The sequence below is a fragment of the Zhenhengia sp. genome (assembly GCF_046966505.1).
Taxonomy (GTDB): domain Bacteria; phylum Bacillota; class Clostridia; order Lachnospirales; family Cellulosilyticaceae; genus Zhenhengia; species Zhenhengia yiwuensis.
The window spans coordinates 24227-50819 of the sequence record NZ_JBKVCH010000002.1; the positions used below are offsets into that span (position 1 = coordinate 24227).

Genomic DNA, 26593 nt, shown 5'->3' on the forward strand with positions numbered 1-26593 from the left:
TATTTTGTACCATTTTTTTACAAAAGGGAGGAATAATAATGTCATTTCAAATAAGAGAAGCTACATATGAGGATTACTCTGCTATTAATAATCTTATTATAGAAGTTCATAACTTACATTGTAACTATAGACCTGATGTTTATGCCAAAGTCGATACACCTCTTACAAAAGAGCATTATCATGCCATGCTTATGCAGGATCAACTTAAAATATTTGTAGTCGAAGATTCTTCCTCTCACGAAGTAATAGGCTATAGCTCTCTTAAGCTCATGTCTTCACCTTCTTTATCCATCTTAGTACCAACGTACGCTGCTTATGTCAATGATTTTTGTATTAAATCGACTTATAAAAGACAAGGTGCAGGCAAACTTCTTTTTGATACTATTGCAAACTATGCTAAAGGACATGGAGCTGAGTCTATTCAACTCACTGTATGGGAATTTAATAAGGATGCCTTAGAATTCTATACTGCACTCGGTATGCGTACACGCAACCGCCGTCTTGAACTTGATTTATAATACCCCTAAGAAATAAAATATAAAAAGAGTGCCACTAAACTCATTTAGTTTTTAGTAGCACTCTTTTTTCTTTTTAATTAACAAGTTTGCCTTATACTATTTCATAGTCAAGCTTATTTTTCTAGTCTGTACATTAACACTCATAACAGTTACATCTACAATATCTCCTACTTTTACAACTTCTAGCGGATGTTTAATAAATTTCTCAGACATTTGAGATACATGAACAAGTCCATCTTGGTGAACACCAATATCTACAAATGCACCAAAGTCTACAATATTTCTAACAGTTCCTTTAAGCTTCATACCTTCTTTTAAGTCTTCTAAATCTAAGACATCACTATGCAGAATTGGCTTTGGCATGTCCTCACGTGGGTCACGGCCTGGTTTTTCAAGTTCTTTAATAATATCTTCAAGTGTCATCTCACCTATTCCTAGCTTACTTGCTAATTGACCTAGATCCCCTGCCTTTTTGCTAAGTCCTTTGAGCCCTCCTTGATTTAAATCTGCTGGCGTATACCCTAATGCTTCAAGTACCTGACCTGCAATTTTATAGGACTCTGGGTGAACGGCAGTACCATCCAAGAACTCTTTACTTTCTGGTACACGTAAGAAACCGGCACATTGTTCAAATACCTTTGGTCCTAAACCTTTTACTTTAAGAAGTTCTTTACGTGTGAGGAATCTGCCATTTGCTTCTCTATAGGCAATAATATTATTAGCAACTGTTTTCTTAATACCTGCTACATATTGAAGTAAAGAAGAAGATGCTGTATTAAGATCCACCCCAACCTCATTAACAGATTTCTCTACTACACCACTTAAATTCTCTTCAAGACGCTTTTGGTTCATATCATGTTGATACTGACCTACCCCAATAGACTTAGGATCAATTTTTACAAGTTCAGCAAGTGGATCTTGAAGACGTCTTGCAATGGATACTGCACTTCTTACACCTACATCATCATTAGGGAATTCTTCTGTAGCAAGCTTCGAAGCAGAGTACACAGAAGCACCTGCTTCATTTACAATGACATAATGAATAGTTTTTGGAATTTCTCTAAGCATATCTGCTACAAATTTTTCTGTTTCCCTAGAAGCTGTTCCATTTCCAATAGAAAGAAGATCGATATCATATTTCTCAATTAGTGCTTTCAGTACTTTCTTAGCTTCTTCTGTTTTATTTTGAGGCGCTGTTGGGTAAATAACTGTATTATCTAATTTCTTACCTGTGGCATCGATAACTGCAATTTTACAACCCGTACGGAAAGCTGGGTCAATTCCCATTACAGTATGCCCCTTAATAGGTGCCCCCATTAAAAGTTGATAGAGATTCTTGTTAAATACTTCAAGGGCACCATCTTCTGCCTTAAGTGAAAGCTCATTACGAATATCTCTTTCAATAGCTGGCGCAATAAGTCGTTTATAACTATCTTCTAGAGTAGCCGTTAAATACTCTCTTACAGGGCTATCCTCTTTAATTATTTGCTTATTTAAATAGAGCAAGATTTTCTCTATAGGCGCTTCTACTTTTACAGTAATAATCTTTTCACTTTCCCCACGATTCATAGCAAGTATTCTATGGCCTGGCATAGACTTAATTTTTTCAGTGTAGTCATAGTACATTTTAAAAACTTCTTTTTCATCTTTTTCAGCATCTTTCACTTTAGTGACAATCATACCTTCATTAAAAGTTACTTTACGAATAGCACTTCTAAAGTTGGCTTCTTCACTAATGCCTTCTGCTAAAATATCACTTGCACCTTGAAGTGCCTCTTGTCCTGTACTCACACCTTTTTCTTCGTTAATATACTCAGCTGCTACCTCTTCTATATTTGCCGTTTCCTGCGCTTTAATAAGCTGTGCTAAAGGCTCTAATCCTTTTTCTTTAGCAATAGTTGCTCGGGTACGTTTCTTAGCTTTATAAGGAAGGTATAAGTCTTCCACTTCTGTTGCTGCAGTAGCTGTTTCTATTTGCTTTTTAAGTTCCTCAGTAAGTTTACCTTGCTCCTCAATAAGTCGAATAACTTGCTCTTTTCTTGCTTCTAAATTTTGAAGATACGTATAACGCTCATGGAATTTACGAAGCACTTCATCATTAAGTCCCCCCGTTACTTCCTTACGATATCTTGCAATAAATGGTATAGTATTCCCTTCTTCTATAAGCCCTATTGTATTTTCAACTTGGCTACGCTTAATTTGTAGTTCTTCTTGTAAGATCTTAATAATATCCATTTTTTTCTCCTTTGTTCCCTTACTCACTTTATACAGTATAGTATCATAAATAAATTTAAAATTCAAAGTCATTCCCATATTTTGTAATTAAAATTACAATTTTACATAAATAAAATCCAAAATTCAAAATTAATTAATTTAATGATATATTATTCATTTGAACAAACAATATACTTTTACATAACTTTATCTTCTAACGCTTGTTTATTCTACATATAATCTATTAAAAAGGGTGTTGAGGTGAAATCATGAAAAAGAAATTTTTAGCTTTACTGTTATGTGGCGTAATGGCTACATTCTCACTGGCTGGTTGTTCAGCTACTCCTGCTGAAAATGGTACTCCTACCACAGAGGAAAGTAACCCTACTGAAGAGAAAGAAGCTCCAGAAGAAAAGAAAACATCAACAGAAGAAGCAGCTAAACCAAGTGCTAGCGATTTAAAAGTCGGTATGGTTACAGATGCTGGTACAATTGATGACAAATCATTCAATCAAGGCACATGGGAGGGTATCCTACGTGCTGGTGAAGAACTTGGTATCCAAACAAATTACCTTAAACCAGCTGGTCAAACTGAAGCTGACTACTTAAAAGAAATTGGTAATCTCTATGATACAGGCTATAAATTCATTGTAACTCCTGGTTACAAATTTGAAACTGCTATCTACAAATCACAAACAAAATATGAAGATGCAAAATTCGTTATTCTTGATGGTGCACCACATAGCGGTGATAATGCTTATGATGTAAAAGATAATACTGTTGCAATTTACTTTGCAGAACATCAATCAGGTTTTGTTGCGGGTGTTGCTACTGCTTTAGAACTTAAAGAAGGTGCATTAGGCTTCATCGGTGGTATGGAAATTCCTGCTGTACAAAAATTCAACTGGGGCTTCCAACAAGGTGTAGCTTATGCAAACACTAACCTTGGTACAAATATGACAATTGAAGAATCAAACGTTGTATACCAAGGCTCATTTGATAATGTACCCGCTGGTCAACAACTTGCAGCTCAAATGTTTGATAAAGGTGTAAAAGCTATCTTCTGTGCTGCTGGTGGTGTTGGTGTTGGTGCAATCAAAGAAGGTGTAGAACGTAACAAACAAGGTAAAGAAGCTTGGATTATTGGTGTAGATACAGACCAATATGCCGAAGGTTTCTATGACGCTGACAATACTAAATCTTGTATTTTAACATCAGCTGTTAAACGTATCGATAACGCTTCATATGATATGATTCAAGCTGAACTTAATGGCGAGTTCCCAGGTGGTCAAACATTAACATTTGATATTACAACTGATGGTGTTGGTATTCCTGTAGAAAATCCAAACTTAAGTGATGAAACAATTAAAACTGTTGCCGACGTTGTACAACAAATGAAAGATGGTAAAATCACAGTTGCTGATAACGGTGAAGGTCTTATTAAATAGTAAATGAAAAGGCGGTTTTACCGCCTTTTTTTTGAATACTACCAAAGGAGGTAAACTATGGATTATGTTATTGAAATGCTAGGTATACGCAAAGAATTTCCTGGAATCGTTGCAAATGACAATATTACACTCCAACTTGCACAAGGAGAAATCCATGCACTACTTGGTGAAAACGGTGCGGGAAAATCTACACTTATGAGTATGCTTTTTGGTATGTATCAGCCAGATAGAGGTTCTATTAAACTAAATGGTAAAGAAGTCAAAATTACTAATCCTAACGTTGCAACAGCTCTTGGTATAGGCATGGTGCACCAACACTTTAAATTAGTACATAACTTTACGACGACCGAAAACATCATTCTTGGAATTGAACCTAAAAAATGCGGAGGACTTATCCTCGATATTGAAAAGGCTGCTAAAAGAGTTGCACAGCTTTCAGAAAAGTATGGCCTTAATATTGATCCTTACGCAAAGATTGAAGATATCTCTGTTGGTATGCAGCAAAGAGTAGAAATTATGAAAATGCTTTATCGTAACGCTGATATTCTGATCTTTGATGAACCTACTGCTGTTTTAACTCCTCAAGAGATTGAAGATTTAATGGAGATTATGCGTGGTCTTATTAAAGAAGGTAAATCGATCATTATTATTACCCATAAACTAAAAGAGATTAAAGCTGTAGCAGACCGCTGCACCGTTATTCGTCGTGGTAAATACATAGGTACAGTTAATGTAAAAGAAACAAGTGAAGCTGAAATGGCTAAGATGATGGTAGGGCGTAACGTCTCCTTTAAGGTCGATAAAGTTGATGCTACACCTGGTGAAACCATCTTAAAAGTAGAAAATTTATCTGTTTTAAATAATAAAAAGGTACTTGGTCTTAAAAACTTCTCTGTAGAAGTACGAGCTGGTGAAATTGTAGGAATTGCTGGTGTTGAAGGGAATGGTCAGACTGAACTTGTCGAAGCCATTACTGGACTACGTAAATCAGAAAGTGGCAAGATCTTTATTCGTAAGCGAGATATTACACATCTTCCTATTCATAAACGCATTGAAAGTGGTATAGCTCATATTCCTGAAGACCGTCAAAAGCGCGGTCTTGTCCTAGACTATACTGTTGAAGAAAATATGATTCTAGAACGCTTTAATAAAGCACCTTTTGCTAAAAATGGCTTACTTAATTATGATGCCATCAGCAAATATGCTCAGAAAATTGTAGATGCCTTTGACGTACGTGCCGGACAAGGTTGCAGTACACTTGCTCGCTCTTTATCTGGTGGTAATCAGCAAAAAGCTATTATTGGGCGTGAGATTGAACTTAATCCTGACTTACTTATTGCTGTTCAGCCTACCCGAGGCCTTGATGTTGGTTCTATTGAATATATTCATAAACGTCTTATTGATCAACGCGATAAAGGTAAAGCCGTACTCCTTGTTTCCTTAGAGCTTGATGAGATTCTTAATGTATCTGACCGTATTGTTGTTATTAATAATGGTGAACGCATTGGCACAGTAGATGCTCAGGATACAAACGAAAATGAAATTGGTCTTATGATGGCTGGTGTGAAAGGAGATGTAAAACATGCATAGATATAAGAAGCTTATCGTTTCTCTCATTTCTATCTTTCTAGGCCTTCTTGTTGGAACATTATTTATGATGGTTACAGGCCATAACCCTATTTCTGGTTTTATCTACCTTGTACAAGGTGGTCTTAAAAGTGTAGAACGCGTAGGTAATACTATTGCAACCGCTACACCTCTTATTCTAACAGGTCTTTCTGTAGCCTTTGCCTTTAGAACAGGCCTCTTTAATATTGGTGCCCCTGGACAAATGCTCTTTGGTGGTTTTTGTGCAACAGCTATAGGTCTTACTTTCCCTACTCTACCAGCATTTATCCTTGTACCTATTATGGTCATTACAGGTATGCTTGGTGGTGCTGTATGGGGGATTGTACCTGGACTTTTAAAAGCTAAGTTCAATGTACATGAAGTTGTTTCTTCTATTATGATGAACTGGATTGCTAACTGGGTTGTTTACTATGCTGTTAAAGCACGTTTCACAGGAACTATGGAAACTGAGTCCAAGCTTCTTACCCCAAATGCTACCCTTCATGCAAACTGGATCTCCAACTTATTCCAAGGCTCCTATATTAACCTAGGTATTTTTATTGCGCTTCTAGCTGTTATCATCAGTGCATTTATTCTTAACAAAACTACATTTGGCTACCAACTTAAATCTGTAGGGTTTAACCGTTATGCTGCTGAATATGCAGGGATTTCTGTTAATAAAAATATTATTCTTTCTATGATGATTGCTGGTGGCCTTGCTGGTCTTGCTGGCGTAGTTCAATATGCTGGTAATGCTAACTGTATCCAGTTAGGTGTCATCCCATCTCAAGGTTTTGATGGTATTGCTGTTGCTCTTCTAGGGGCTAATACCCCTATTGGCTCACTTCTTGCAGCCCTCTTCTTTGGTCTTCTTTATTCAGGTCGTGGCTTTATGACAGCAGCTACTAAAATCCCACCTGAAATTGCAGATACAATCATAGCAACCATTATCTACTTTGCAGCAACTAGCGTCCTTATAGAAAGCTGGCTTGACCGCATCATTAAAAAACGTCATGAAAAGCGCTTAGATGTTAAAACAAATAATCAATTAGAAACTCAGAAGGAGGATGAGTAGATTATGTGGGAAACGCTTGTTCAAATCTTTCCTTACGCCATTGCCTTAACCATTCCTCTATTAATTACGGCTCTTGGAGCTCTCTACTGTGAACGCAGTGGCGTTATTAATATCGGTTTAGATGGTTTTATGATTATTGGTTCTTTCTCCTGCGCGCTTACCATTGTCAGCGTAGAGAAATTCTTCCCTGGAAGCAACTTAGCCGTTTGGCTTGGATTACTTGTATCACTTATAGTAGGTGGTATTTTCTCACTCCTCCATGCTTTTGCAAGTATTAACCTATCTGCTAACCAAGTTATTAGCGGTACTGCTATTAATATGATGGCTGGTTCACTTACACTTTTCTTAGCACGTAACATTACAGGAAGTGGTACAATCCGTGTACAAGGCTTTACTAAATTTGATATGCCTGTACTCTCTCAAATTCCAATTATAGGGGATCTATTCTTTAAGAATACTTATATCACGACATGGGTGGCCTTAATCATTATCTTATTTACTTGCTATCTCCTTTACAAAACACGTTTTGGCCTTCGCCTTCGTTCTTGTGGCGAAAATCCTCATGCATCAGATGCAGCAGGGATTAATGTATATAAGATGCGCTATATTGGTGTTATTATCTCTGGAGCGCTTGGCAGTCTGGGTGGTGCCATTTACTTAGTTACCTTTGCAGGTGAATTCAATGGTACAGTTGGAGGATTTGGCTTCTTAGCGCTTGCTGCACTTATTTTTGGTCAATGGCGCCCTCTCGCTATCTTGGCGGCAACCTTATTTTTTGGTACAGCTTGGACTATTTCTAATGTATCTGATGTACTGCCACAGCTTCAAGCTATTCCACCTGTATGCCTTAAAATATTCCCATACATTATGACACTTATTGCTTTAGTCGTATTTTCTAAGTCTTCACAAGCCCCTAAAGCTTCAGGTGAGCCATTTAGCCACTCTGAAAGATAAATGTTGTAATATAAAAAAGGTGTAGGGTAATTGCCCTACACCTTTTTTTATTCCCATTTCTCAGCATAACTTACTGATAAGAATCTAACATTTTTTTCTGCAACATAAGACCCTTTTGAACCTTTAGGTATAAAACACACCTCTCCAGCTCTTATAGTCCTACTTCTACCAGCTGTAATAATTGTTAAACTTCCTTCAATTATATAATTTACTTCATCATGGTTAAGTTCAAAATGATAAGTTGAATTATTCATCTCCATTACACTACAGCCCATACTTGGACTCTCTGTAACTGTAAGTAGATCTTTTGCATAAAGCATTTCAGTCTTAGGGCCCAATGATATACTATCTCTACTCCCCAATTAAACTTCTGGTAGCTTAATGGATATGATTCCATTTGGAAGTACATGTTTTATGAGGTAAATGATCTCATTTGTATTCATTTCATTAAGCTCCTTGATTTAAATTCTTATTTTATAGATTTTCTATACTTATTACATCATAACCTGCATCATCAATAGCTTCTTGTAACTGGCTATCTTCTACAGTTGTTTCTACTACTGCATATTTTTCTGCAAGGTTAACTTCTACAGAGCTTACATCATTTAAACCTTCTAAGGCTTCTTGTACATGTTTTACACAATGTCCACAGCTCATGCCTTCAATCATTATTTTCTTTTTCATATCTTCTACACTCCTTTATTATTAATATTTTATGCTTTAAATCTTCTTAGTCTTAATGCATTGAGTAATACAGATACAGAGCTAAAGCTCATAGCTGCTGCTGCAATCATAGGATTCATAAGTGGACCACCAAATATGTGAAGAATCCCCATCGCTACTGGAATACCTAACACATTATAAGCAAAGGCCCAGAAAAGATTCTGTTTAATATTTCTAATTGTCGCTTTACTTAACTTAATGGCAGTTGGTACATCCATAAGATCACTTCTCATAAGAACAATATCTGCTGATTCAATGGCTACATCTGTACCTGAACCAATAGCAATCCCTATATCTGCCTGTGCAAGTGCTGGTGCATCATTGATCCCATCACCTACCATAGCTACTTTTCTAGAAGCACTTTGGAGCTTTTTCACTTCATTTGCCTTATCTTCTGGTAACACTTCAGCAAGTACTAAGTCAATGCCTACCTGTTTTGCAATAGCTTCTGCTGTTTTTCTATTATCACCTGTAATCATAGCCACTTCAATGCCCATCTCTTGAAGTGTTTTAATAGCTTGCTTACTGCTTGGTTTTACAGTATCTGCTACAGCAATAATTCCTCTTAAAATACCTTGTGTCGCAATATACATTGGTGTCTTCCCTTCAGCTGCAAGCTGATCTGAAACATTCTCAAGATGACTGATAGGAATTTGTCTTTCTACCATAAGTTTTTTATTACCTAATAAAACTTGCTGCCCATCTATTGTAACCTCAATTCCATGACCTGGAATCGCATTAAAACTTTCAATATTTTTAAAGGCTAAGCCCTTCTCCTGTGCTTCTCTTACAATGGCTTCTCCTAGTGGATGCTCTGAACCTTTCTCAGCACTTGCTGCTAGTATAAGGACTTCTTCCTTACTCATATCATGGGTTATAACATCTGTTACTCTAGGTTTACCTTCTGTAATTGTTCCTGTTTTATCAAATACAATAGTATTAATCTTATAAGTTGTCTCAAGAGCTTCTCCGCCCTTGATCAGTACACCATGTTCAGCACCTTTTCCCGTGCCAACCATAATAGCTGTTGGTGTAGCAAGGCCTAGGGCACAAGGACATGCAATAACTAAAACTGAAATAAAAATGGTTAGAGCAAATACAATGCTTTCACCTGCTATAAGCCAAGCAAGTGTAGCAAGAATAGCAAGCCCAATCACAACAGGTACAAAGTAAGAAGAAATGACGTCTGCAAGTTTAGCAATCGGTGCTTTTGAACCTTGCGCATCTTCTACTAACTTAACAATTTGTGCAAGAGCAGTATCTTTACCTACTTTTGTTGCTCTATAACGTATAAGCCCTGTCTTATTAATACTTGCACCAATAACAGGGCTGCCTGGAAATTTCTCGACTGGAATACTTTCTCCTGTAAGCATAGATTCATCTACAGAAGTTATTCCTTCTACTACTTCACCATCTACAGGTAATTTTTCACCTGGTTTAACAATAATAATATCGCCTACTACAACTTCTTCAAGTGGTACAATGACCTCTTGATTATTGCGAATAACAGTAGCTGTTTTTGGAGCAAGTCCCATAAGCTTTTTAATAGCCTGTGAGGTTTTGCCTTTTGATACAGCTTCTAAATATTTACCTAGTGTAATTAAAACTAAAATAACTGCTGCAGATTCGAAATAAAGATGCATAGCATACTCATGGTCCCCACCTGCTATCTTATAAATAGCAAATAGACCGTATACAAAAGCTGCAAGGGTTCCTACAGCAATAAGCGAATCCATATTAGGACTAAGTTTAACTAAATTTTTAAGCCCTACTGCGTAGAACTTATAGCCAATAAGCATAACTGGCACTGTAAGTACTAACTGAATAAGTGCAAAATTTAAACCGTTTGCCATTGGATCTATAATTTCTGGAAGAGGCATCCCCACCATATGCCCCATACTGATAATTAGTAATGGTACGGCAAAAATTAAAGAGAAGATAAAACGTTTTAAAAGTGCCTTACTTGGATCTTTTTCCTCTTTCTCCTCCTGCACTTTTCCTTCTGCCACTTTATAACCAGCTTTTTCTACTGCATTTTTAATTTGAGTGGGACTTACCTTATCTTCATCTATTGTAATCGTTAACTTCTCAGTTGCAAAATTAACGCTGGATCTTTCTACACCTTCTAATTTACTTGTCATCTTCTCGACACGTGTTGCACAGGCTGAGCAAGTCATTCCTTCTATATTGAAAGTATATTGCTTGGTATTTTTATGTACCTTATACCCTGCTTTTTCCACAGTCTGCTCTATCTGCTCTTTACTAAGTTTTGACTCGTCATACTTAATCATAAGCGTTTCTGTAGCAAAGTTAACACTTGCTTCTTCTACACCTTCTAATTTTTTTGTTGCCCGCTCTACTCTATTTGCACAAGCAGAACAGGTCATACCTTCTATTTTAAATGTATCTTTCATTTAACCCCTTCCTTTCTTTTCTTTTATTATTTGTTCATCATCTTCTCAAAAATACTGATAATCTCATCAATTTTTTCATCTGCATTTTCTGTATGGCAAGCTTCTTTCACACAGTGATTAAGATGATTTTTAAGAATTAATAAGTTTGCTTTTTTTAAGAGTGACTGCACGGCTAACATTTGATTAGATATATCCATACAGTAACGCTCATCTTCTATCATTTTAATAATGCCTTCTGTCTGACCTTTAGCTGTCTTTAAGGCTTGTAGTGCTTTTTTTCTTTCTTCGTTCATATCCTCGCCTCCTACCCTCCCCCACCGGGGGTGTGTCTTTATATTAAAATACCTTTTATTTTTTGTCAACAAAAAAGACTATTTGCTATAAACATTTTAAATATCCAAGCAAATAGCCTTTTATTTTTCTAATCTTTAAGTTCTTCATCAATCCAGACTTTAGCACCACCTTAGTCTGCCTGGGGCATTTGTACTTGCCAGTTATGTTCATACCTGCTAAAAAGTCCACCCTCTCTCTTCTGAAGGAGACTACATTACGTACTACAACAGTCAAGGTAGGACCTGCTCCACTAAAAAAAGTTCCCTTTTTCCTACATACTTTAGCCTGGTTAAGAATCTTTTTCATATCTTTGTCATTCATAGCACCCATAGTCATACCTCCAAGTATGGCAGGCATCGTATTATCTGGATGGCCTTCAAGCTGAGCAGCCATCTGAACTAATCCTCCTTAGAGAAGAAACTATGACTTAATGCATTGGCAATATGAATTCCTGCTACAATACATACTGCACTACTTCCAAGCTCCCTAGTGTATGATATGGTCTGTAAGATGCGCGCAGGTCACAAAGTAGTCTTTTATTATGCTCTATCTATTTTCCCCTTAACGACAGAGAAAACTTCATCTATCATCGTATCCATATCTTTTGTACCATCTAACATAAGGGTATTGTCTTTTCCTTCTGCGTGAATCATTCTATAAGCCTCTTCCACTTTTTTGTGGAACTCATAGCCTTCTAGATCTAAACGGTTAATATCATCTACGCCTTGTTTTCTGTCCATACTCACTTCAACAGGTATATCTATAATAATGTTTAAATCTGGGTACACACCATTACATACAAAATCATTAAGCTCTCGCACTGTATCTATACCAATTCCTCTTGCATAACCTTGATAGACAAGGGAACTAATATAAAATCTATCTGTAATCACAATTTTTCCTGCTTCCAATGCTGGGATAACTTTGCTTACTAAATGTTCTCTTCTTGCAGAAAGATAAAGTAACAACTCCGTTCTTGCATCCACAGGGAAATTCATGATATTTTCTCTAATTGCTTCTGCTGAAGGAATGCCTCCTGGTTCTCTTGTTACAACTACTTCATATCCCAAAGCTTCAAGTCTTTCTTTTACTACTTTAGCTGTAGTTGTTTTACCAGTAGCTTCCCCACCTTCTAATGCTATAAATATACCTTTTGCCACACTTAGGTCCTCCTCTAGTTCATCCACTTATCATCTATTTCTTCTACTCTATTCCCAAGTAGAACTTCTCTGCCTATTATAAGACAACTCCCTGTAATCCGCAAATTTAATCTACAACCTTTATATGGGAAACGCTATACTTTTAATAAAATCTTAGTAAAAAAATAAGACAGTGGATAAAGGAATAGTCTTGTACTTTCCTTTTTCCCACTGCCTGCTGCTAACCTCTTAATCTACAAGTTGAAAAGCATCATGAATTGCATTCATTGCTTTATGCATATCTTTTTTATCAATAAGGATAGAAATTTTAATTTCAGATGTTGAAATCATATGTATATTAATATTTGAATCATACATTGCTTCGAACATTTTTGAAGCAACCCCTGCATTAGCTACCATGCCAGCACCTACAACAGATACTTTAGCTAAGTTTTCATTATAATCTACATCTGTAAGTCCCCATCTATCCATATGTGTAGCAACAATTTCTTTTACATCAGCAAGTGCTGTTTCCGCTACTGTAAAAGAGATATCTTTCATGCCATCACGACCAATTGATTGAAGAATAATATCTACATTTATGCCTTTTTTTGCAAGTGTCGCGAAGATATCAAAAGCTTTACCTGGTGTATCCTCTATTCCAATAAGAGATACACGTGCAATTTCATTATCCCCTGCTACACCACTGATTAACATTCTTTCCATTTTACAAACCTCCTTAACAACTGTTCCTTCTGCTCTACTTAAACTTGATCTTACTACTAACTCTACATTGTACTTTTTAGCAAGTTCCACTGAACGGTTATGAAGTACACGTGCTCCAAGAGATGCCAGTTCTAACATCTCATCATAAGTAATCTCATCCATTTTTCTTGCACTTTTTACAATACGAGGGTCTGCTGTATAAACGCCTTCTACGTCTGTATAAATCTCACATTTATCTGCATGTAATGCTGCTGCAATCGCTACTGCCGTTGTATCAGAGCCACCGCGACCAAGTGTCGTAATATCATCAAAACGGTTCATCCCTTGGAATCCCGTTACAAGTACAATATTTTTTCTATCTAACTCACGTCTAATACGGTCTGGTTTAATCTTTTTAAGACGTGCATTCATATAAGCTGATGTAGTCATCATACCTACTTGATAAGCATTAAGTGAGATAGCTGGAAGACCAAGTTCTGATAAAGCCATAGCCATTAAAGCTACAGATTGTTGTTCTCCTGTTGAAAGCAGCATATCCATCTCTCTCTTAGTAGGCTTACTACTAATTTCCTTAGCTTTAGCAATTAAATCATCTGTTGTATCCCCTTGGGCTGAAAGTACAACAACGACTTCATTTCCTTCTTTATAAGTTTCAGCAATCCTTTGTGCTACGTTAAAGATTCTTTCCGTATTTGCCACAGAGCTACCACCGAATTTTTGTACGATTAACACGTAATCTCCTCCTTCACATGGGTATAATCTCATTTCGAGTTACCCCATTATATACCCTTGTTAAACAAAAAACAATGTGTTCTGCAGAATTTTTTATACTAATATATTATTTTCTTTCAAAAAATGTCTCATTAATTCATAACCATTGTTTATAAAGCTTCCCTCTTCCTTGGCATAAGTCTCATTGTAAAGCTTTTTATCACTTTTTATTGGCTTACATGTTGAATTATAAATCATATAAGGAACAGGTTCTCCTGTATGTGTTCTTAATCTAACTGGTGTAGGATGGTCCGGTAAAACTAAAAGTTTATAATCCTCGCCAGCACTTTCTAATGCCTGAATAATAGGTCCAATAATTTTACTATCAATCTGCTCAATGGCTAAAATCTTATTGTCCATTTCCCCACGATGCCCACATTCATCAGGTCCTTCTAGATGAACATAAATAAAGTCACATCCTTCTTCTAATAAGGCTTTAATAGCAGCATCTGCCTTCCCTTTATAATTAGTATGCACATTTCCTGTAGCACCTTCTACATCAATAGAACGCATCCCTGCTCCTAAGCCAATACCTTTTATAAGATCTACTGCTGAAATGACAGCTCCTTGTACCCCATACTTTTTATTAAACTCAGGTAGATGTGGCTTCCTTCCTTCCCCCCAAATCCAAATACTATTAGCTGGCTTAAGCCCTCTATCTCTTCGTTTCTCATTAATAGGGTGATGATTAAGCAGGTTATAACTTGCTTTCATCATCGCCCAGATTTCGCTGCCGTGGTCTCCCTCTGGTTTATAATGACCAATGATCTGCCCTAAAATATCATGAGGAGGTGTAAGCTGAACGTTTGTACTGCCCTTTTCCCATACTAAAAGATGTCTATAACTCATTCCTGGATAAAAAGACTTTACTCGGTCTCCAAAAGCTTCTTGTACAACTTTAATAAGTATACTTGCTTCTTCAGTTGTAATTTCATCGCTACTGTAATCTAAGATTTTCTTCTCTTCGTAACATGCTTCTTCACTTAAAGTCACTAGATTCATTCTAAAGGTTACATCACTCTCTTTTAATTGAACCCCCATACTTAAAGCCTCTAATGGACTACGCCCAAAGTTATACTTTTGAGGATTATACCCTAATACAGCTAAATTAGCTGTATCACTTCCTCTAGCACACCCCTCCGGTATGGTATTTACAAGTCCCACTTCACTATATGGTGCTAGGGCATCCATATAAGGTGTATGTGCATATTCCATTGGTGATTTATGACCTAATTCTGCTGACCTTTCATCAGCCATTCCATCAGCCAATACCACAACATATTTCATTTTATCTAACCTCTATTTCTTTATACAAATTTTACTCATTACCTCTACATCTTTAAGCTGACCTAGCTTTTCTTGTAAAGACTTTAGTGTTTCACATGCAGTAATAAAGGCGTATTCATTTGGAGCAAGCGCAGCTACAGATTGTGTATCTTTAAAAACTTCTTCTACTATGGCTTTAATGTAGATCGGCTCCCCCTTTAGTCTTACAAAATACTGAGCATGCTCATTTTCATTACTCTGGATCTCTAGCTTTTCTCTACTCCAAAAGCACATAATATTGGTATCTTTATGTTTTGCAGCATCTATAATATCTGCTACAACAGCGCTGGCTGTCGGGAGCTTACCTGCACCTCTTCCATAAAACATTACATCCCCAACCATATTGCCTTTTACAAGTACTGCATTGAATACATCACTTACAGGTGCTAATGGATGATGATTTGGAATCATCATTGGTTTAACACTTGCATAAATGCCCTCTGCTTCTCTTTTGCAGCTTGCAAGAAGTTTAATACTATAGCCCATATGACTTGCATATTCCATATCTTCTTTTTTTATCTTTGTAATACCTTGTGTATCAATATCTTTATAATCTACGTATTCACCTAATGCTAGTGAAGCTAAAATGGCTATCTTACGGCATGCATCATGTCCTTCTACATCAGCTTCTGGATTTTTCTCTGCATAACCTAGTTCCTGTGCTTCTTTAAGCACATCTTCAAAAGTTCTGCCCTCTACCTTCATCTTAGTTAAAATAAAGTTAGTTGTACCATTTAATATACCTGTGATTTCATAAATCTCATCAGCAGTAAGTGCGCTATTGAGAGGTCTAATAATAGGGATGCCGCCGCCTACACTGGCTTCAAATAGGAAATTACAATGATTTTCTTTTGCTATCTCTAAAAGTTCTGGCCCATATGCTGCTACAAGTTCTTTATTAGAAGTGACAACACTCTTGCCTTTTTCTAAGGCACCTCTTACAAAATCATATGCAGGGTGTATCCCTCCCATAGCTTCAGCTATAATATCAACTTCTTCATCGTTTAAAATCAAATTAATATCTTTTACAAATTTTTCTTTAAACGGACTCTCGTCGAAATCTCTTAAATCTAAAATATATTTCACATCAAGTGGTGTAGCTGCTTTTTTGGCAATACTTTCTGCATTAGTCATTAATACCTCTACTACACCTGATCCAACTGTACCATACCCTAAAACTGCTATTTTCATTTATTACTCCTCCTTATTATTCCCTTGCTAATAGTTTTACACTTTGAACGCCTTTTACTCCTTGTAAACGCTCAATAAGTTCCCCTTCGCCTATTTTCATCTTTTGAGTTTGCATACAAATATTAATAAGTGCGATACCATTCATAGGAATCATCTGATTAATGGTTAATACATTAGCCCCCAAATCTGCAATGTCATTTAATAAATCAGATAATCTACCTGCTTCATCCTTTAATTTAATGAGAATGGTAATGGTCTGCCCCCTACCTTTTTCATAAAAAGGCATAATAGAATCTTTATATTTATAAAAAGAACTTCTGCTAATCCCTACCCTTTCAGTAGCTTCTTGAACAGTTAACATTTTCTCTGTTTCAAGTAAGTTTTTAACTTCCATTACTTTTAAAAATACTTCAGGTAAAACCTCTTTATCAATAATGTAAAACTGCTTGTTTTGTTTCATTGTATTCTCCTTGTTCGCATATGGTGAACATTTGTTTTTAATATAAAGACTATAGCATAATAGTCTAGTTTTTTCAATATATTTTACTTATTTACACACGCAAAAAATTCTCCATAATAAGATAAATCCTTACTTACGGAGAATTTTTAGATGCCTAAGATCAATCTCTTTGATGAATCCAAACAAGATATGCATTCATAAAACGGTCGATGTCACCATCCATTACAGCTCCAGTATTTCCTGTCTCTTCACTTGTACGATGGTCTTTAACCATATTATAAGGATGGAATACATAAGAACGAATTTGACTTCCCCAACCGATATCTTTCTTTTCGCCACGGATACCTTCAAGTGTCGCCATACGCTCTTCTTCTTGTTTTTCAAAAAGCTTAGCTTTAAGCATTTGCATAGCTTTTTCACGGTTCTGAATCTGAGAACGCTCATTTTGACACTGAACAACTACACCTGTTGGTAAGTGTGTAATACGAACAGCTGAATCTGTTGTATTGATATGCTGCCCACCAGCACCTGTAGCACGGTAAGTATCAATACGTAAATCTTCTGTTTTAATTTCAATTTCTATCTCATCTGTAATCTCTGGGATAACATCACAAGATGCGAAGGATGTATGACGTCTACCAGATGAATCAAATGGTGAAATACGTACAAGGCGGTGAATACCCTTTTCTGCTTTAAGGTAACCATAGACATTTTCACCGTTAATTTGAATCGTTACAGACTTAACCCCTGCTTCATCACCTTCTAAGTAATCTAAAAGCTGTACTTTAAAACCTTTTTTATCTGCCCATCTTGTATACATACGGTAAAGCATACTTACCCAGTCACAAGCTTCTGTACCACCTGCACCGGCATGTAGTGATAAGATAGCATTATTTGTATCATAATCACCATCAAGTAATGTAGCAATTCTCATTTCTTCATAGCCATTCATAAAGTCAGTTGCTTCACTTTGCGCTTCTTCAGCTAGCTCTGCGTCTTCTTCTTCATTAGCCATTTCAATAAGTGTCATAACATCTTCATAGCTTGTGCAAAGTTTTTCGTACTTTTCTACCGTTTCCTTATATCCTTTAAGCTTCTGAAGCACTTTCTGAGCGTGCTCCATATCACTCCAAAATTCTGCTGATGCTGAAATTTCTTCTAACTCTGCTATATCTTCTTTATGTTTAGCAATGTCAAAGAGAGTTCCCCATTTCCATTAATTTTGCATTATACGGCTCTAAAGATAGCCTTAGTTGATCTAGTTCTAACACAATATCACTCCTTTTGTTTCTTTATATCTTATTATCTATTTCTCATGCAGCTTATAAAACAAGTACAAGCGTGCCAAGTGTAATAAGTCCTGTTCCTATTAAAGTTTTGATAGAAAGAGGTTCTTTAAGTACTGTAACCGAAAAAATAAATACAAAAACAATACTTAATTTATCAAGAGGTACAACTTTTGATACCTCACCTATTTGAATCGCCTTATAATAGAATAGCCAAGATGCACCTGTTGCAACCCCGGATAAGATAAGAAAAATCCAATTAGTCCTTGTTAACTGTGTAATACCTCCTGCTGTTTTAGTCACACCTACTACAATCCATGCCATCACTAAAACAACCATAGTACGGATAGCTGTTGCTAAATTAGAATTGACATTGTCCATTCCTATCTTTGCTAAAATACTTGTAAGTGCTGCAAATACAGCTGATAATAATCCATAAATCATCCACATAATAAGAAGGCCTACTTTCTTAATAAATTTCCCTCTTCTTATTATATTAGCATAAGCTTTTTTCTATATAAATATCTTTATTCTATTTAATTCATCTTTAGGGGAATTTCAAGGGTAAAAACAGTTCCTTTACCATAAGCGGATTGTACCTGTACTTTTATACCTAGTGTATGTGCTAAAGATTGTAGTAAACTAAGACCAATTCCACTTCCTTCTATACCACGGGCCCTTACATCACTACTTCTAAAGAAACGGTCAAATAATCTTTTTTGGTCTTCTTTTGAAATGCCTATACCACTATCTTCGATTCGCACAACAATGCTTTTATTCACTTTAGTCACTCCTAGTAAAATAGTGTCTTCTTCATCTGTATATTTAAATGCATTTTCTAAAAGAATGATTAAACATCTTTTGACCTTCTCCAAATCCCACTTTACATTAACAGGACTATCTGGCACTTTTACAATAAAATGCTTATTCTGCAGTTCAGCAAGTTCCGTATAGAACTCTCTAATCTCACCTATAAAATTTTTAACTTCTATAGCTTCTCCTACAGTTTTACCTTCTATATCTTCTTTTGAAAGTAACAGTAAATCTCTATTAAGCTTTTCTAAACTTCTTATCTCCCCTATCATTTGTGAAAACTGTTCAAAATGCTCTTCTATTCTATCCTGCGGATGCGCCGTCATAAGTTCTACTTGCCCCTTTATCACTGCAAGAGGTGTACGCATTTCATGAGATGCATCCTGTACGAAATAAACCTGCTCATTATAAGCTTTTTTAACTGGCTTTAAAACGAGTGCCGCTAGGTAAGAAGCAAGTGCCAGTGTTATCCCTATAAGTACCATTAAGCTTAAGCCATTAGCTCTTTCTAGCTGTTTAACAGAGAGGATCTGTGGATCTACATTAAATAGAAGCTGTATACGTAAGCCTTCCTTCTCAAAACTTACAGCTCTATAAGTATATCCTTTACTCTCTAATGTAATAAGACCACCTTCATACTCTTTAGGAAAAACGGGATAATTCCCTTCTCCGAAATAAGTATGTGGACTTTTATCAACCAGTTCACTACCTCTCCATACAAAACTAATCAAATCTGGTGTTAAAGGGGCAGGAATAATAACCTCTTCACTTTTCCCTTTCTTCTTGATAATCTCTTCATTCAAAATCATATTTTTGTGAGTGAGTAGCTGTTGATCTACTCCCTCGAATAGTCTACTTTTATAAAAATACTGTGTTACTAGAATAAAGGTTATAAGACAAATAAGTACAATACTTAAGGTACTTAGAATAATATTACGTTTCGTCCTTATAAAAAGGTCACTTTGTCTCATCTAGCATATACCCCATTCCTCTTTTCGTAACAATATAACGGTCATACCCAAAAGGACTTAGCACCTTTCTAAGCCTACTCATATACACTTCTATAATATCTGTTGATGCATCACTTTGATAGCCACAGATACGATCAAAAATCTGTTCCTTAAACAGCAAAATACCTTTATTAAGTAAAAAATACTCAAGAAGATGATAGTTTTTTTCATTCATTTCAACTATTTCTCCCTTTATGGTTACACTCTTTTTGCTTGTATCTAGTGTCAACTCCTTAAAGGTCAACAGATTTGCCTTCGTAATTTTCCCGAGCCCTTTTAGTACCACATTCATCCTTGCCTTAAGTTCTTCCATAAAGAAAGGTTTCGTTACATAATCATGTGCCCCTAAATTAAATGCCTTAAGCTTATCGCCAAGGTCCTCTTTAGCTGTTAGGACAATAACACCTACTGTTATCTGCTTCTGCTCAAGATACTTAAGAACACTCATACCATCCTCTCCCGGTAACATTAAGTCTAGGATGATTAAATCATAACTTTCTGCTGCTAAATATAACTTAGCTTCTTCTGCACTATAAACGGGCGTTACCTCAAATTCATCTTCTAAATAGGTTTTTATATTTTGGCTAATCTTAATGTGATCTTCTACAAGTAATACCTTTATCATATGCCTTTACTCCATTTTTAAAGATTTATAAACAAATAATACTACATCAGGATTATACTCTTCAATATAACTCTCTAATTTACCCGCATCATAATATCTTAAATCTAACAAACGTGTTTCTGCAAACATAGTAGATAAAAATGCACTAAAAGGTAGAGCAAAAGAATCTTTTATAATAAGTACTTTGTGTCCAGCTGCTTTATTTCGGTTCTCAATTCTTACCTCTGGATAATCTCCCCCAAAATAAGCTGCATAGCGGTTAGTATAGACGCTCTCATTCTCATCTAGTAGATTTGTTTTAATAATAGTTTCCTCGAAATCCCCCTCATAAGTTGTAACAGAATCACTCTTATGAATTTCCACGTTATAGTTGGTATCAAATAAAGGTGTCAAAAGCGTATAGTCATCTACACCTGCGTAGAGCCTTCCCACTCTTCTTCCTTGTGACCCTAAAAAGGAGTTTGGGTATTCTGTCGCTTTATACTTATTGATATCCGTATAATTCTTTTCTATATCTAACACCATACCATACTCATTTTCAAGTTTTTCTACAACTTGTTCCATAGCCCAGAAAGCTGTATGGGTAGTCCAGTGGTGATCTGTCTTATAAAACAATTCTTCTAGGTTAAGACCATCTTCTATTATAGATTGTCTTAAATCTAAATAATCTACTCCCTTATCCTCTAACGATTGCAACAGTTTATCTGTATTTTCTGTTGACCAGTCCTGAACAGATGAAGGTAACTGTGTAAAACCTTCTATTATTTTAAGTGGCGTCTGTACATAAAGTAAAGGCGTATTACTCTTTTGAAGTATCTTATTTAGCTTATCTATCTTTTCTACTTCCTCAGTATAGTCGGCTGAGAAAGTCAAAAACTGTAATTGCTCATGATTATCTTTTACAACTACAAGAGAAGGATTTACATCTCTTATATAAGTTCTACCTAATAAACGTTCTACTAGTCCGTATAAATCGATATACTTTTCCTTAAGCCAAAATGATTCTGTAAGGCTTGTTTCTATCCCTTCTGTAAACCCCTCTATTACCCCTAATACATCCTGCTCTTTTTGCCAACCGACTTTCATACTATTCCATGTCGTTTTTGCCAATGTTTTTATATTACCTCCTATAGTAAATAGGCCACCTATGCTAATGACTAAGCTAAATACTATAATAACTATCTTATGGTATAACTTCATACTCTCTCCCTCCTAAAAATTGAAGTAAATAAATGGATTATAGCTCCCTTTGACAAGATAGGCCGTTGCAATTAAAAAAACTATACCAAGACCTACAAGATAAAGAGGGGCTTCCTTTTGTTTATGCACTCGTTTAAAAGGCAGGAGCATGATAATCCCTAAAAACATTAAAATAAAATTCTCTAATAAATATAAAGCTCCTAGATTGCCTAATACCGCATTATGTGTTAATCCAAACATAGCTTTAATATAAGTAAATGCCTGACTTAGTGTAGCCGCTCTAAAAATAACCCAGCCTACTAAGACCACTATTAAGGTGTATAGATGTGCTATTATTTTATGACAACTTAATTTCTCCTCTAGCTTGAAACTCTTTTCTGCTAAAACAAATAAGCCAAAATAAAGCCCCCATACAATAAATGTCCAGTTCGCTCCATGCCAAGCGCCAGTTAAAGCCCATACAATAAAAAGATTGCGTATAAGCTTTATTGGCCCTACTCTGCTTCCACCTAGAGGAATATACACATAATCTCTAAACCATGACCCAAGCGAAATATGCCATCTACGCCAAAAATCAGAAATAGACTTCGCTAAATAAGGTCTATTAAAATTCTCATTAAAATGGAATCCAAACATTCTCCCTAGCCCAATTGCCATATCAGAATACCCGGAAAAATCATAGTAAATCTGAAGAGCATAGGCTAATGCTCCAAGCCAAGCAAAGGTAATCGTTATGGTCCCAGTATCTAGCCCAAATGCCTTATCTGCAATAAGGGCAAAGTTATTAGATAAAATAACTTTTTTACCCAATCCCTTTATAAAACGCTTAATACCTTCAGCTATATCCTCTGCATTTTCACACCTATTATAAATTTCATCTGCAATCGTCTCATAACGTACAATAGGACCTGCTACAAGCTGCGGAAATAGACTAATATAAAGTCCTACATCTAGTGGATTTCTAAGAGCCTTACCTCTTTCTCTGTAAATATCTACTACATAGGAAATCCCCTGAAAAGTAAAAAATGAAATGCCAACTGGAAGTGCTAACTGAGTATATTTAAAAGTAATGAGCACAAGTACGTTAAAAGAAACCGCTAATACTAGAATTCTCTTAATTTTTTTTCGATCATTTCTATATTGCTCTATCCACCTACCAGCTAAATAATTAACACCTATACATCCTATCATTAGAAATACATACACGGGTTCTCCCCATGCATAAAACACTAAACTCACTAGCAGTAGAAAAAAATTACGCATTTTTCTTTTTCTTAATATACCATAGTAAATACCAAGAACTATTGGTAAGAAAACAAATATAAATAATAAACTTGAAAATAACATATAAGTTCATTCTCCTCTCATCAATATTGCTGATGTTATTATAAGAAATGAACCTTAATAAAAGCTGAACGCAAAAAAACAGGATATCCTCCCCCTCGGATATCCTGTTTTTTCTTTTTCTCTTTAATCTATAAAACCCTTTGCCACTCTCTAAAAGGCACCCTGTTTTTTATAAAAGCCTTAGAAATTCCCTCAAATTCCAAATCTTTCATAAGTTATACTATAGCATGCTACTACATTTTCCCTTAACATATCATTGAACAAGTACTATTTTACACTTTTTACATTTTTGTGCGAGTTTTTGTCAAAAACTATACAAAGTTTTGCACTGAACTAAGAAAGCATTTTCTTTAATCATTAGTGTAGCATAAAAATGTTACAGAAAATTTATTTTCATCATGCTCAATATCCATCATACCTTCATACTTATCTACAATTTTTCGTACATTTTCAAGCCCAATACCATGATTACTACTATTATGCTTTGTAGTTAAAATAATACCATCTTGCTTTAACACTTGCCCATTATATGTATTTTCTATTTTAAATAAGAAACGACCTTTATCATATTTCATTTGAAGATCAATCTTTCTATTATCTTCTAGCTTACATGTAGCATCTAATGCATTATCTAATAAGTTTCCTAAAACTGTTACAATATCAAAAGCAGGTATTTCTACTGTGTCAGGAATAGAGATGTCAAAGGATACATCGACATTTTGTCCATCTGCCTCTTGCAATTTAAAGTTTAATACACTATCAATAGCAATATTACCTGTTTGAACATAATTTCCATTTCGATTATAACTTCCTTTAATATCCTTTAAATACTGCAAGGCTTCCTGTGATGTCCCTTGTTCAATTAAGCTAGAAACAATTGCAATATGATTATTTAAATCATGCCTAATAGCTCGTGTTGCTTTTATAGAGCTATTCATAATCTTAAATTGCTCATCATAATACTTATTTTGTTGCTCTAATAACAACTTCTCTGTTCTCTCTATATGCATAACTGATACTCTATCATATAAATAGAATGTTAAAACGTTAACCACCATTATACCTATAATAGCCATATTCGCTAAGAACACAGGTATATCTTTAATATACATCAGTAATAAAATAATATATAAGGAAATCAGTGGTATAAAGGTAATAAAAAACCAGTAGAGAGGTGATACCTGCTCACCTTTTTTTATATTCTTAAACTTACCTAATATAATAGTTACTGAATAAAGAATTAACTGTACTAAACTAAACATATAATTAAACTCAGGTTGATCCCTTCTAAACAATTGTAGCTTTAATCCAGATATAAGCTGAACGGTTACAGTCTCTACACATGCAGATAATAAGACTATAAAGCATATTGCTAAAATTCTCTTCTTAAGGCTGGCTTTATAATTTAGAGAAATAAGGGTGAAGCCTATAATACTACTTGTCACAAGCAGTATAGGCATAGGAAAATATGTACTAATAAATACATTTACAAAAAAATAGATAACATAAGAAACAATTTCTTTTTTTCGATTTATCCTAGTGTTATCAAAAAACAACATCATTAATTTATAAAGATTATATATAAATAATATACTTACTAAAAAATACATTAACTTAGTCTCTCTTTCTCATATTTCATCTGAAAATTTCTTATGTCTTTCCTTCGGGACTGGCTAATGGGCAGACTCTCTCCATTTGATAAGATGACAGCCTCATATTTAAACTGAGTAATCTGATTATAGCTGACTACATAAGATTTATGTATTTGTATAAATTGATATTTTGCAACTTGTGCAAGTACTTCTTCTAGTTTCCCATAGAATTGTCCTTCTCCTTCTACTGTTACCATTCTAATCTGTCTCCCTATACTCTCAAAGTAAAGGATGTGCTTTACATCAATTTGATAATTTTCATGTTTCTTTTTGTATCTAAATAATCCGTCTAGCTGATCAGAAAGTTTCATAGCCAAACGAATATTTTCTTTGATCTTATATGGCTGTATAGGCTTAGAAACAAAATTAAGAGGCTGTACTTCAAAAAGCTGTCTATAGTACGTATCTGTACCTGAAACAAATACTATTTTTGTAATATAATCATCTAGCTCTTCTCTAATTTTCTTTCCTACTTCAATACCATTTAATAGATTCATTTCAATATCTAAAAAGATTAAATCAAAACGTTGCTGATGATCTATCGCTCTACATAAGTCTTTACCAGAGTAAAATACTTCAACTTCTACATCTACATGGATTTCTCTCTGATACTCTAAAATGATATCTTCGATATATGAACAAATCGCCTGTTCATCATCACATATTGCAATTTTAAACATCCTCTTTCTCCTTTGTAACAATGGTGCTTCAAAATCTAGTCTCTTTTTTATTATACCTGTTTTCTTAAATAACGCTATATCTATATTATATAATATACTGAAAAATCATGTAGACATTATGTTATAAGGATATTGCTTTCCCGCTAAACTAAGAAGGTCTACTAGAATAGCATTGAACCATCCTAGTAGACCTTTACTTTTCTACTTTAACCTTCTTATGAAAAAATATTAAGCTACTTAAAAATAACAACATACTTATCTGTAATATATAAAATGATTGCCTCATTCCTAGAGTATCTACAATCTTACCAAACCCTAGATTAAAAATAATATCAAACAGAGTAGCAATACTAATAATAACGCCTGTAGCAGATGCAATACATTCCTTATCATAGTAGCTCTGAATCATCAAAACTAAAGTAGGATATAGAATAGAAAGGATTAGACCTGAACCACTTAATAACACCACTGTTTTTATGCCACCAGCTATGCCTATTATATAAAAGTAGTCCCCCTATTAATCCGAATACAATGACACTTCTTTGTACACCTAGCATTTGGACTAAGGGTGCAAACATTAATCGTCCTAATGTTATCCCCCCGAAAAAGATAGAAAGAAAAAAAGAGGCCCTATCATATTCTAATTCTAAACCATTGATGCCATATAACATAAACCAATTTAAAATACCGTGTTCAGCAATAAAATAAAACCCAAATATTAAAATATAAAAAATAAACGCTGGGTTTTTGATAATATGTACATAGGAAATGGTTTCTTTTTTCTGCTCTACCTTTGGAATGGTAGAATAAAACATAAATAGCATTCCTATAAGTGAGGCCCCTAATAATACTATATTAACCATCTTCCAATAAGAGATATCTGCTGCAAATCTACCTACTATATTTTGAGAGCCACTTGTTCCAATTCCCTGAATAAAAAATAATACATTTACAATAAGCCCTGGAGCACCGGCAAAAATAGCTGGCACTAAAATATTAATTGTTGTATTTAATAATGTAGATGCACCTGTACATAAAAACATGCCAAGTAATAAAGATATATAGCTATTCCCCCCTAAT

The 26593-nt window shown here is 35.1% G+C and carries 25 protein-coding genes; 5 read left to right on the plus strand and 20 right to left on the minus strand.

Annotated elements, in window-relative coordinates; all coding sequences use genetic code 11:
* The first annotated feature begins 38 nt into the window (after window positions 1-38).
* The gene (locus ACLTBU_RS02550) at window positions 39-518 is read left to right on the plus strand and encodes an N-acetyltransferase (protein WP_337529039.1); all 480 of its coding nucleotides are present in this window, start codon (window positions 39-41) and stop codon (window positions 516-518) included.
* 96 nt (window positions 519-614) lie between these two features.
* Here ACLTBU_RS02550 and ACLTBU_RS02555 read toward each other — a convergent pair whose 3' ends face one another.
* Window positions 615-2753 carry a Tex family protein gene (locus ACLTBU_RS02555; protein ID WP_412217372.1) on the minus strand — a complete coding sequence of 713 codons (2139 nt, stop codon included), beginning with the start codon at window positions 2751-2753 and terminating at the stop codon, window positions 615-617.
* 248 nt (window positions 2754-3001) lie between these two features.
* Here ACLTBU_RS02555 and ACLTBU_RS02560 point away from each other — a divergent pair, with 248 nt between their 5' ends.
* Genes ACLTBU_RS02560 through ACLTBU_RS02575 form a run of 4 tightly spaced genes read left to right on the plus strand, consistent with a single transcriptional unit; the run spans window position 3002 to window position 7817 of the window.
* Window positions 3002-4180 carry a BMP family lipoprotein gene (locus ACLTBU_RS02560; RefSeq protein ID WP_412217375.1) on the plus strand — a complete coding sequence of 393 codons (1179 nt, stop codon included), beginning with the start codon at window positions 3002-3004 and terminating at the stop codon, window positions 4178-4180.
* A 57-nt stretch (window positions 4181-4237) separates the two neighbouring features.
* Window positions 4238-5770: an ABC transporter ATP-binding protein gene (locus ACLTBU_RS02565; protein ID WP_249333721.1), complete on the plus strand. Its 1533-nt coding sequence runs from the start codon at window positions 4238-4240 to the stop codon at window positions 5768-5770.
* A complete protein-coding gene (locus tag ACLTBU_RS02570; RefSeq protein ID WP_412217379.1) occupies window positions 5763-6863 on the plus strand; it encodes an ABC transporter permease in 1101 nt (366 codons plus the stop codon). The genes ACLTBU_RS02565 and ACLTBU_RS02570 overlap by 8 nt, the downstream gene beginning before the upstream one ends.
* Window positions 6864-6866: 3 nt before the next feature.
* Entirely contained in the window at window positions 6867-7817 is a 951-nt protein-coding gene (locus tag ACLTBU_RS02575) for an ABC transporter permease (protein WP_320651328.1), read from the plus strand.
* A 47-nt stretch (window positions 7818-7864) separates the two neighbouring features.
* On the opposite strand, the gene ACLTBU_RS02580 is transcribed toward ACLTBU_RS02575, so the two are convergent.
* From ACLTBU_RS02580 to ACLTBU_RS02670, 19 genes are all read right to left on the minus strand, one after another.
* Window positions 7865-8155: a cupin domain-containing protein gene (locus tag ACLTBU_RS02580; protein ID WP_177670910.1), complete on the minus strand. Its 291-nt coding sequence runs from the start codon at window positions 8153-8155 to the stop codon at window positions 7865-7867.
* Between the two features lie 136 nt (window positions 8156-8291).
* Window positions 8292-8501 carry a heavy-metal-associated domain-containing protein gene (locus ACLTBU_RS02585; protein ID WP_177670909.1) on the minus strand — a complete coding sequence of 70 codons (210 nt, stop codon included), beginning with the start codon at window positions 8499-8501 and terminating at the stop codon, window positions 8292-8294.
* 29 nt (window positions 8502-8530) lie between these two features.
* Window positions 8531-10954: a heavy metal translocating P-type ATPase gene (locus ACLTBU_RS02590; protein WP_412217383.1), complete on the minus strand. Its 2424-nt coding sequence runs from the start codon at window positions 10952-10954 to the stop codon at window positions 8531-8533.
* A 26-nt stretch (window positions 10955-10980) separates the two neighbouring features.
* A complete protein-coding gene (locus ACLTBU_RS02595) occupies window positions 10981-11247 on the minus strand; it encodes a metal-sensing transcriptional repressor (protein ID WP_177670907.1) in 267 nt (88 codons plus the stop codon).
* A gap of 85 nt (window positions 11248-11332) precedes the next feature.
* Window positions 11333-11680, minus strand: coding sequence for a hypothetical protein (locus ACLTBU_RS02600; protein WP_412217385.1), 348 nt, complete (start codon window positions 11678-11680; stop codon window positions 11333-11335).
* A 146-nt stretch (window positions 11681-11826) separates the two neighbouring features.
* Window positions 11827-12447, minus strand: a complete 621-nt coding sequence (tmk, locus tag ACLTBU_RS02605; RefSeq protein WP_412217387.1) for a dTMP kinase — start codon at window positions 12445-12447, stop codon at window positions 11827-11829.
* Between the two features lie 228 nt (window positions 12448-12675).
* Window positions 12676-13884: an aspartate kinase gene (locus tag ACLTBU_RS02610; RefSeq protein WP_249333215.1), complete on the minus strand. Its 1209-nt coding sequence runs from the start codon at window positions 13882-13884 to the stop codon at window positions 12676-12678.
* 93 nt (window positions 13885-13977) lie between these two features.
* Window positions 13978-15210, minus strand: a complete 1233-nt coding sequence (locus ACLTBU_RS02615; protein ID WP_412217390.1) for a cofactor-independent phosphoglycerate mutase — start codon at window positions 15208-15210, stop codon at window positions 13978-13980.
* 12 nt (window positions 15211-15222) lie between these two features.
* Window positions 15223-16440 carry a homoserine dehydrogenase gene (locus tag ACLTBU_RS02620; protein ID WP_177670898.1) on the minus strand — a complete coding sequence of 406 codons (1218 nt, stop codon included), beginning with the start codon at window positions 16438-16440 and terminating at the stop codon, window positions 15223-15225.
* Window positions 16441-16456: 16 nt separating this feature from the next.
* The gene (locus ACLTBU_RS02625) at window positions 16457-16900 is read right to left on the minus strand and encodes an ACT domain-containing protein (protein ID WP_177670896.1); all 444 of its coding nucleotides are present in this window, start codon (window positions 16898-16900) and stop codon (window positions 16457-16459) included.
* A 160-nt stretch (window positions 16901-17060) separates the two neighbouring features.
* Window positions 17061-18171 (minus strand): peptide chain release factor 2 gene (gene prfB, locus ACLTBU_RS02630; RefSeq protein WP_177670894.1). Its coding sequence is split into 2 segments (ribosomal slippage): window positions 17061-18095 and window positions 18097-18171, totalling 1110 coding nucleotides; the frame shifts between segments, so codons are not numbered across the junction.
* 51 nt (window positions 18172-18222) lie between these two features.
* A complete protein-coding gene (locus ACLTBU_RS02635) occupies window positions 18223-18636 on the minus strand; it encodes an EamA family transporter (protein ID WP_412217393.1) in 414 nt (137 codons plus the stop codon).
* 86 nt (window positions 18637-18722) lie between these two features.
* A complete protein-coding gene (locus ACLTBU_RS02640; RefSeq protein WP_412217395.1) occupies window positions 18723-19970 on the minus strand; it encodes a sensor histidine kinase in 1248 nt (415 codons plus the stop codon).
* Entirely contained in the window at window positions 19957-20634 is a 678-nt protein-coding gene (locus ACLTBU_RS02645) for a response regulator transcription factor (RefSeq protein WP_412217398.1), read from the minus strand. The genes ACLTBU_RS02640 and ACLTBU_RS02645 overlap by 14 nt, the downstream gene beginning before the upstream one ends.
* Before the next feature lie 6 nt (window positions 20635-20640).
* A complete protein-coding gene (locus tag ACLTBU_RS02650; protein WP_412217401.1) occupies window positions 20641-21834 on the minus strand; it encodes a DHHW family protein in 1194 nt (397 codons plus the stop codon).
* A gap of 12 nt (window positions 21835-21846) precedes the next feature.
* Window positions 21847-23040, minus strand: a complete 1194-nt coding sequence (locus ACLTBU_RS02655; RefSeq protein ID WP_412217404.1) for an MBOAT family O-acyltransferase — start codon at window positions 23038-23040, stop codon at window positions 21847-21849.
* A 491-nt stretch (window positions 23041-23531) separates the two neighbouring features.
* Complete coding sequence (locus ACLTBU_RS02660) at window positions 23532-24443, minus strand: sensor histidine kinase (protein ID WP_249333223.1); 912 nt, start codon at window positions 24441-24443, stop codon at window positions 23532-23534.
* 347 nt (window positions 24444-24790) lie between these two features.
* Window positions 24791-25513 carry a LytR/AlgR family response regulator transcription factor gene (locus ACLTBU_RS02665; protein ID WP_412217408.1) on the minus strand — a complete coding sequence of 241 codons (723 nt, stop codon included), beginning with the start codon at window positions 25511-25513 and terminating at the stop codon, window positions 24791-24793.
* Window positions 25514-25902: 389 nt separating this feature from the next.
* Window positions 25903-26556, minus strand: a complete 654-nt coding sequence (locus tag ACLTBU_RS02670) for an MFS transporter (protein WP_412217411.1) — start codon at window positions 26554-26556, stop codon at window positions 25903-25905.
* Window positions 26557-26593 lie beyond the last annotated feature (37 nt).

Excerpts from the sequence above, each read along its gene's own strand:
- ACLTBU_RS02550 (WP_337529039.1), top strand. The coding sequence starts at position 39 with ATGTCATTTCAAATAAGAGAAGCTACATATGAGGATTACTCTGCTATT.
- ACLTBU_RS02555 (WP_412217372.1), bottom strand. The coding sequence starts at position 2,753 with ATGGATATTATTAAGATCTTACAAGAAGAACTACAAATTAAGCGTAGC.
- ACLTBU_RS02560 (WP_412217375.1), top strand. The coding sequence starts at position 3,002 with ATGAAAAAGAAATTTTTAGCTTTACTGTTATGTGGCGTAATGGCTACA.
- ACLTBU_RS02565 (WP_249333721.1), top strand. The coding sequence starts at position 4,238 with ATGGATTATGTTATTGAAATGCTAGGTATACGCAAAGAATTTCCTGGA.
- ACLTBU_RS02570 (WP_412217379.1), top strand. The coding sequence starts at position 5,763 with ATGCATAGATATAAGAAGCTTATCGTTTCTCTCATTTCTATCTTTCTA.
- ACLTBU_RS02575 (WP_320651328.1), top strand. The coding sequence starts at position 6,867 with ATGTGGGAAACGCTTGTTCAAATCTTTCCTTACGCCATTGCCTTAACC.
- ACLTBU_RS02585 (WP_177670909.1), bottom strand. The coding sequence starts at position 8,501 with ATGAAAAAGAAAATAATGATTGAAGGCATGAGCTGTGGACATTGTGTA.
- ACLTBU_RS02590 (WP_412217383.1), bottom strand. The coding sequence starts at position 10,954 with ATGAAAGATACATTTAAAATAGAAGGTATGACCTGTTCTGCTTGTGCA.
- ACLTBU_RS02595 (WP_177670907.1), bottom strand. The coding sequence starts at position 11,247 with ATGAACGAAGAAAGAAAAAAAGCACTACAAGCCTTAAAGACAGCTAAA.
- ACLTBU_RS02600 (WP_412217385.1), bottom strand. The coding sequence starts at position 11,680 with ATGGCTGCTCAGCTTGAAGGCCATCCAGATAATACGATGCCTGCCATA.
- ACLTBU_RS02615 (WP_412217390.1), bottom strand. The coding sequence starts at position 15,210 with ATGAAATATGTTGTGGTATTGGCTGATGGAATGGCTGATGAAAGGTCA.
- ACLTBU_RS02620 (WP_177670898.1), bottom strand. The coding sequence starts at position 16,440 with ATGAAAATAGCAGTTTTAGGGTATGGTACAGTTGGATCAGGTGTAGTA.
- ACLTBU_RS02625 (WP_177670896.1), bottom strand. The coding sequence starts at position 16,900 with ATGAAACAAAACAAGCAGTTTTACATTATTGATAAAGAGGTTTTACCT.
- ACLTBU_RS02635 (WP_412217393.1), bottom strand. The coding sequence starts at position 18,636 with ATGTGGATGATTTATGGATTATTATCAGCTGTATTTGCAGCACTTACA.
- ACLTBU_RS02640 (WP_412217395.1), bottom strand. The coding sequence starts at position 19,970 with ATGAGACAAAGTGACCTTTTTATAAGGACGAAACGTAATATTATTCTA.
- ACLTBU_RS02645 (WP_412217398.1), bottom strand. The coding sequence starts at position 20,634 with ATGATAAAGGTATTACTTGTAGAAGATCACATTAAGATTAGCCAAAAT.
- ACLTBU_RS02650 (WP_412217401.1), bottom strand. The coding sequence starts at position 21,834 with ATGAAGTTATACCATAAGATAGTTATTATAGTATTTAGCTTAGTCATT.
- ACLTBU_RS02660 (WP_249333223.1), bottom strand. The coding sequence starts at position 24,443 with ATGTTTAGTTTAGTACAGTTAATTCTTTATTCAGTAACTATTATATTA.
- ACLTBU_RS02665 (WP_412217408.1), bottom strand. The coding sequence starts at position 25,513 with ATGTTTAAAATTGCAATATGTGATGATGAACAGGCGATTTGTTCATAT.
- ACLTBU_RS02670 (WP_412217411.1), bottom strand. The coding sequence starts at position 26,556 with ATGTTTTTATGTACAGGTGCATCTACATTATTAAATACAACAATTAAT.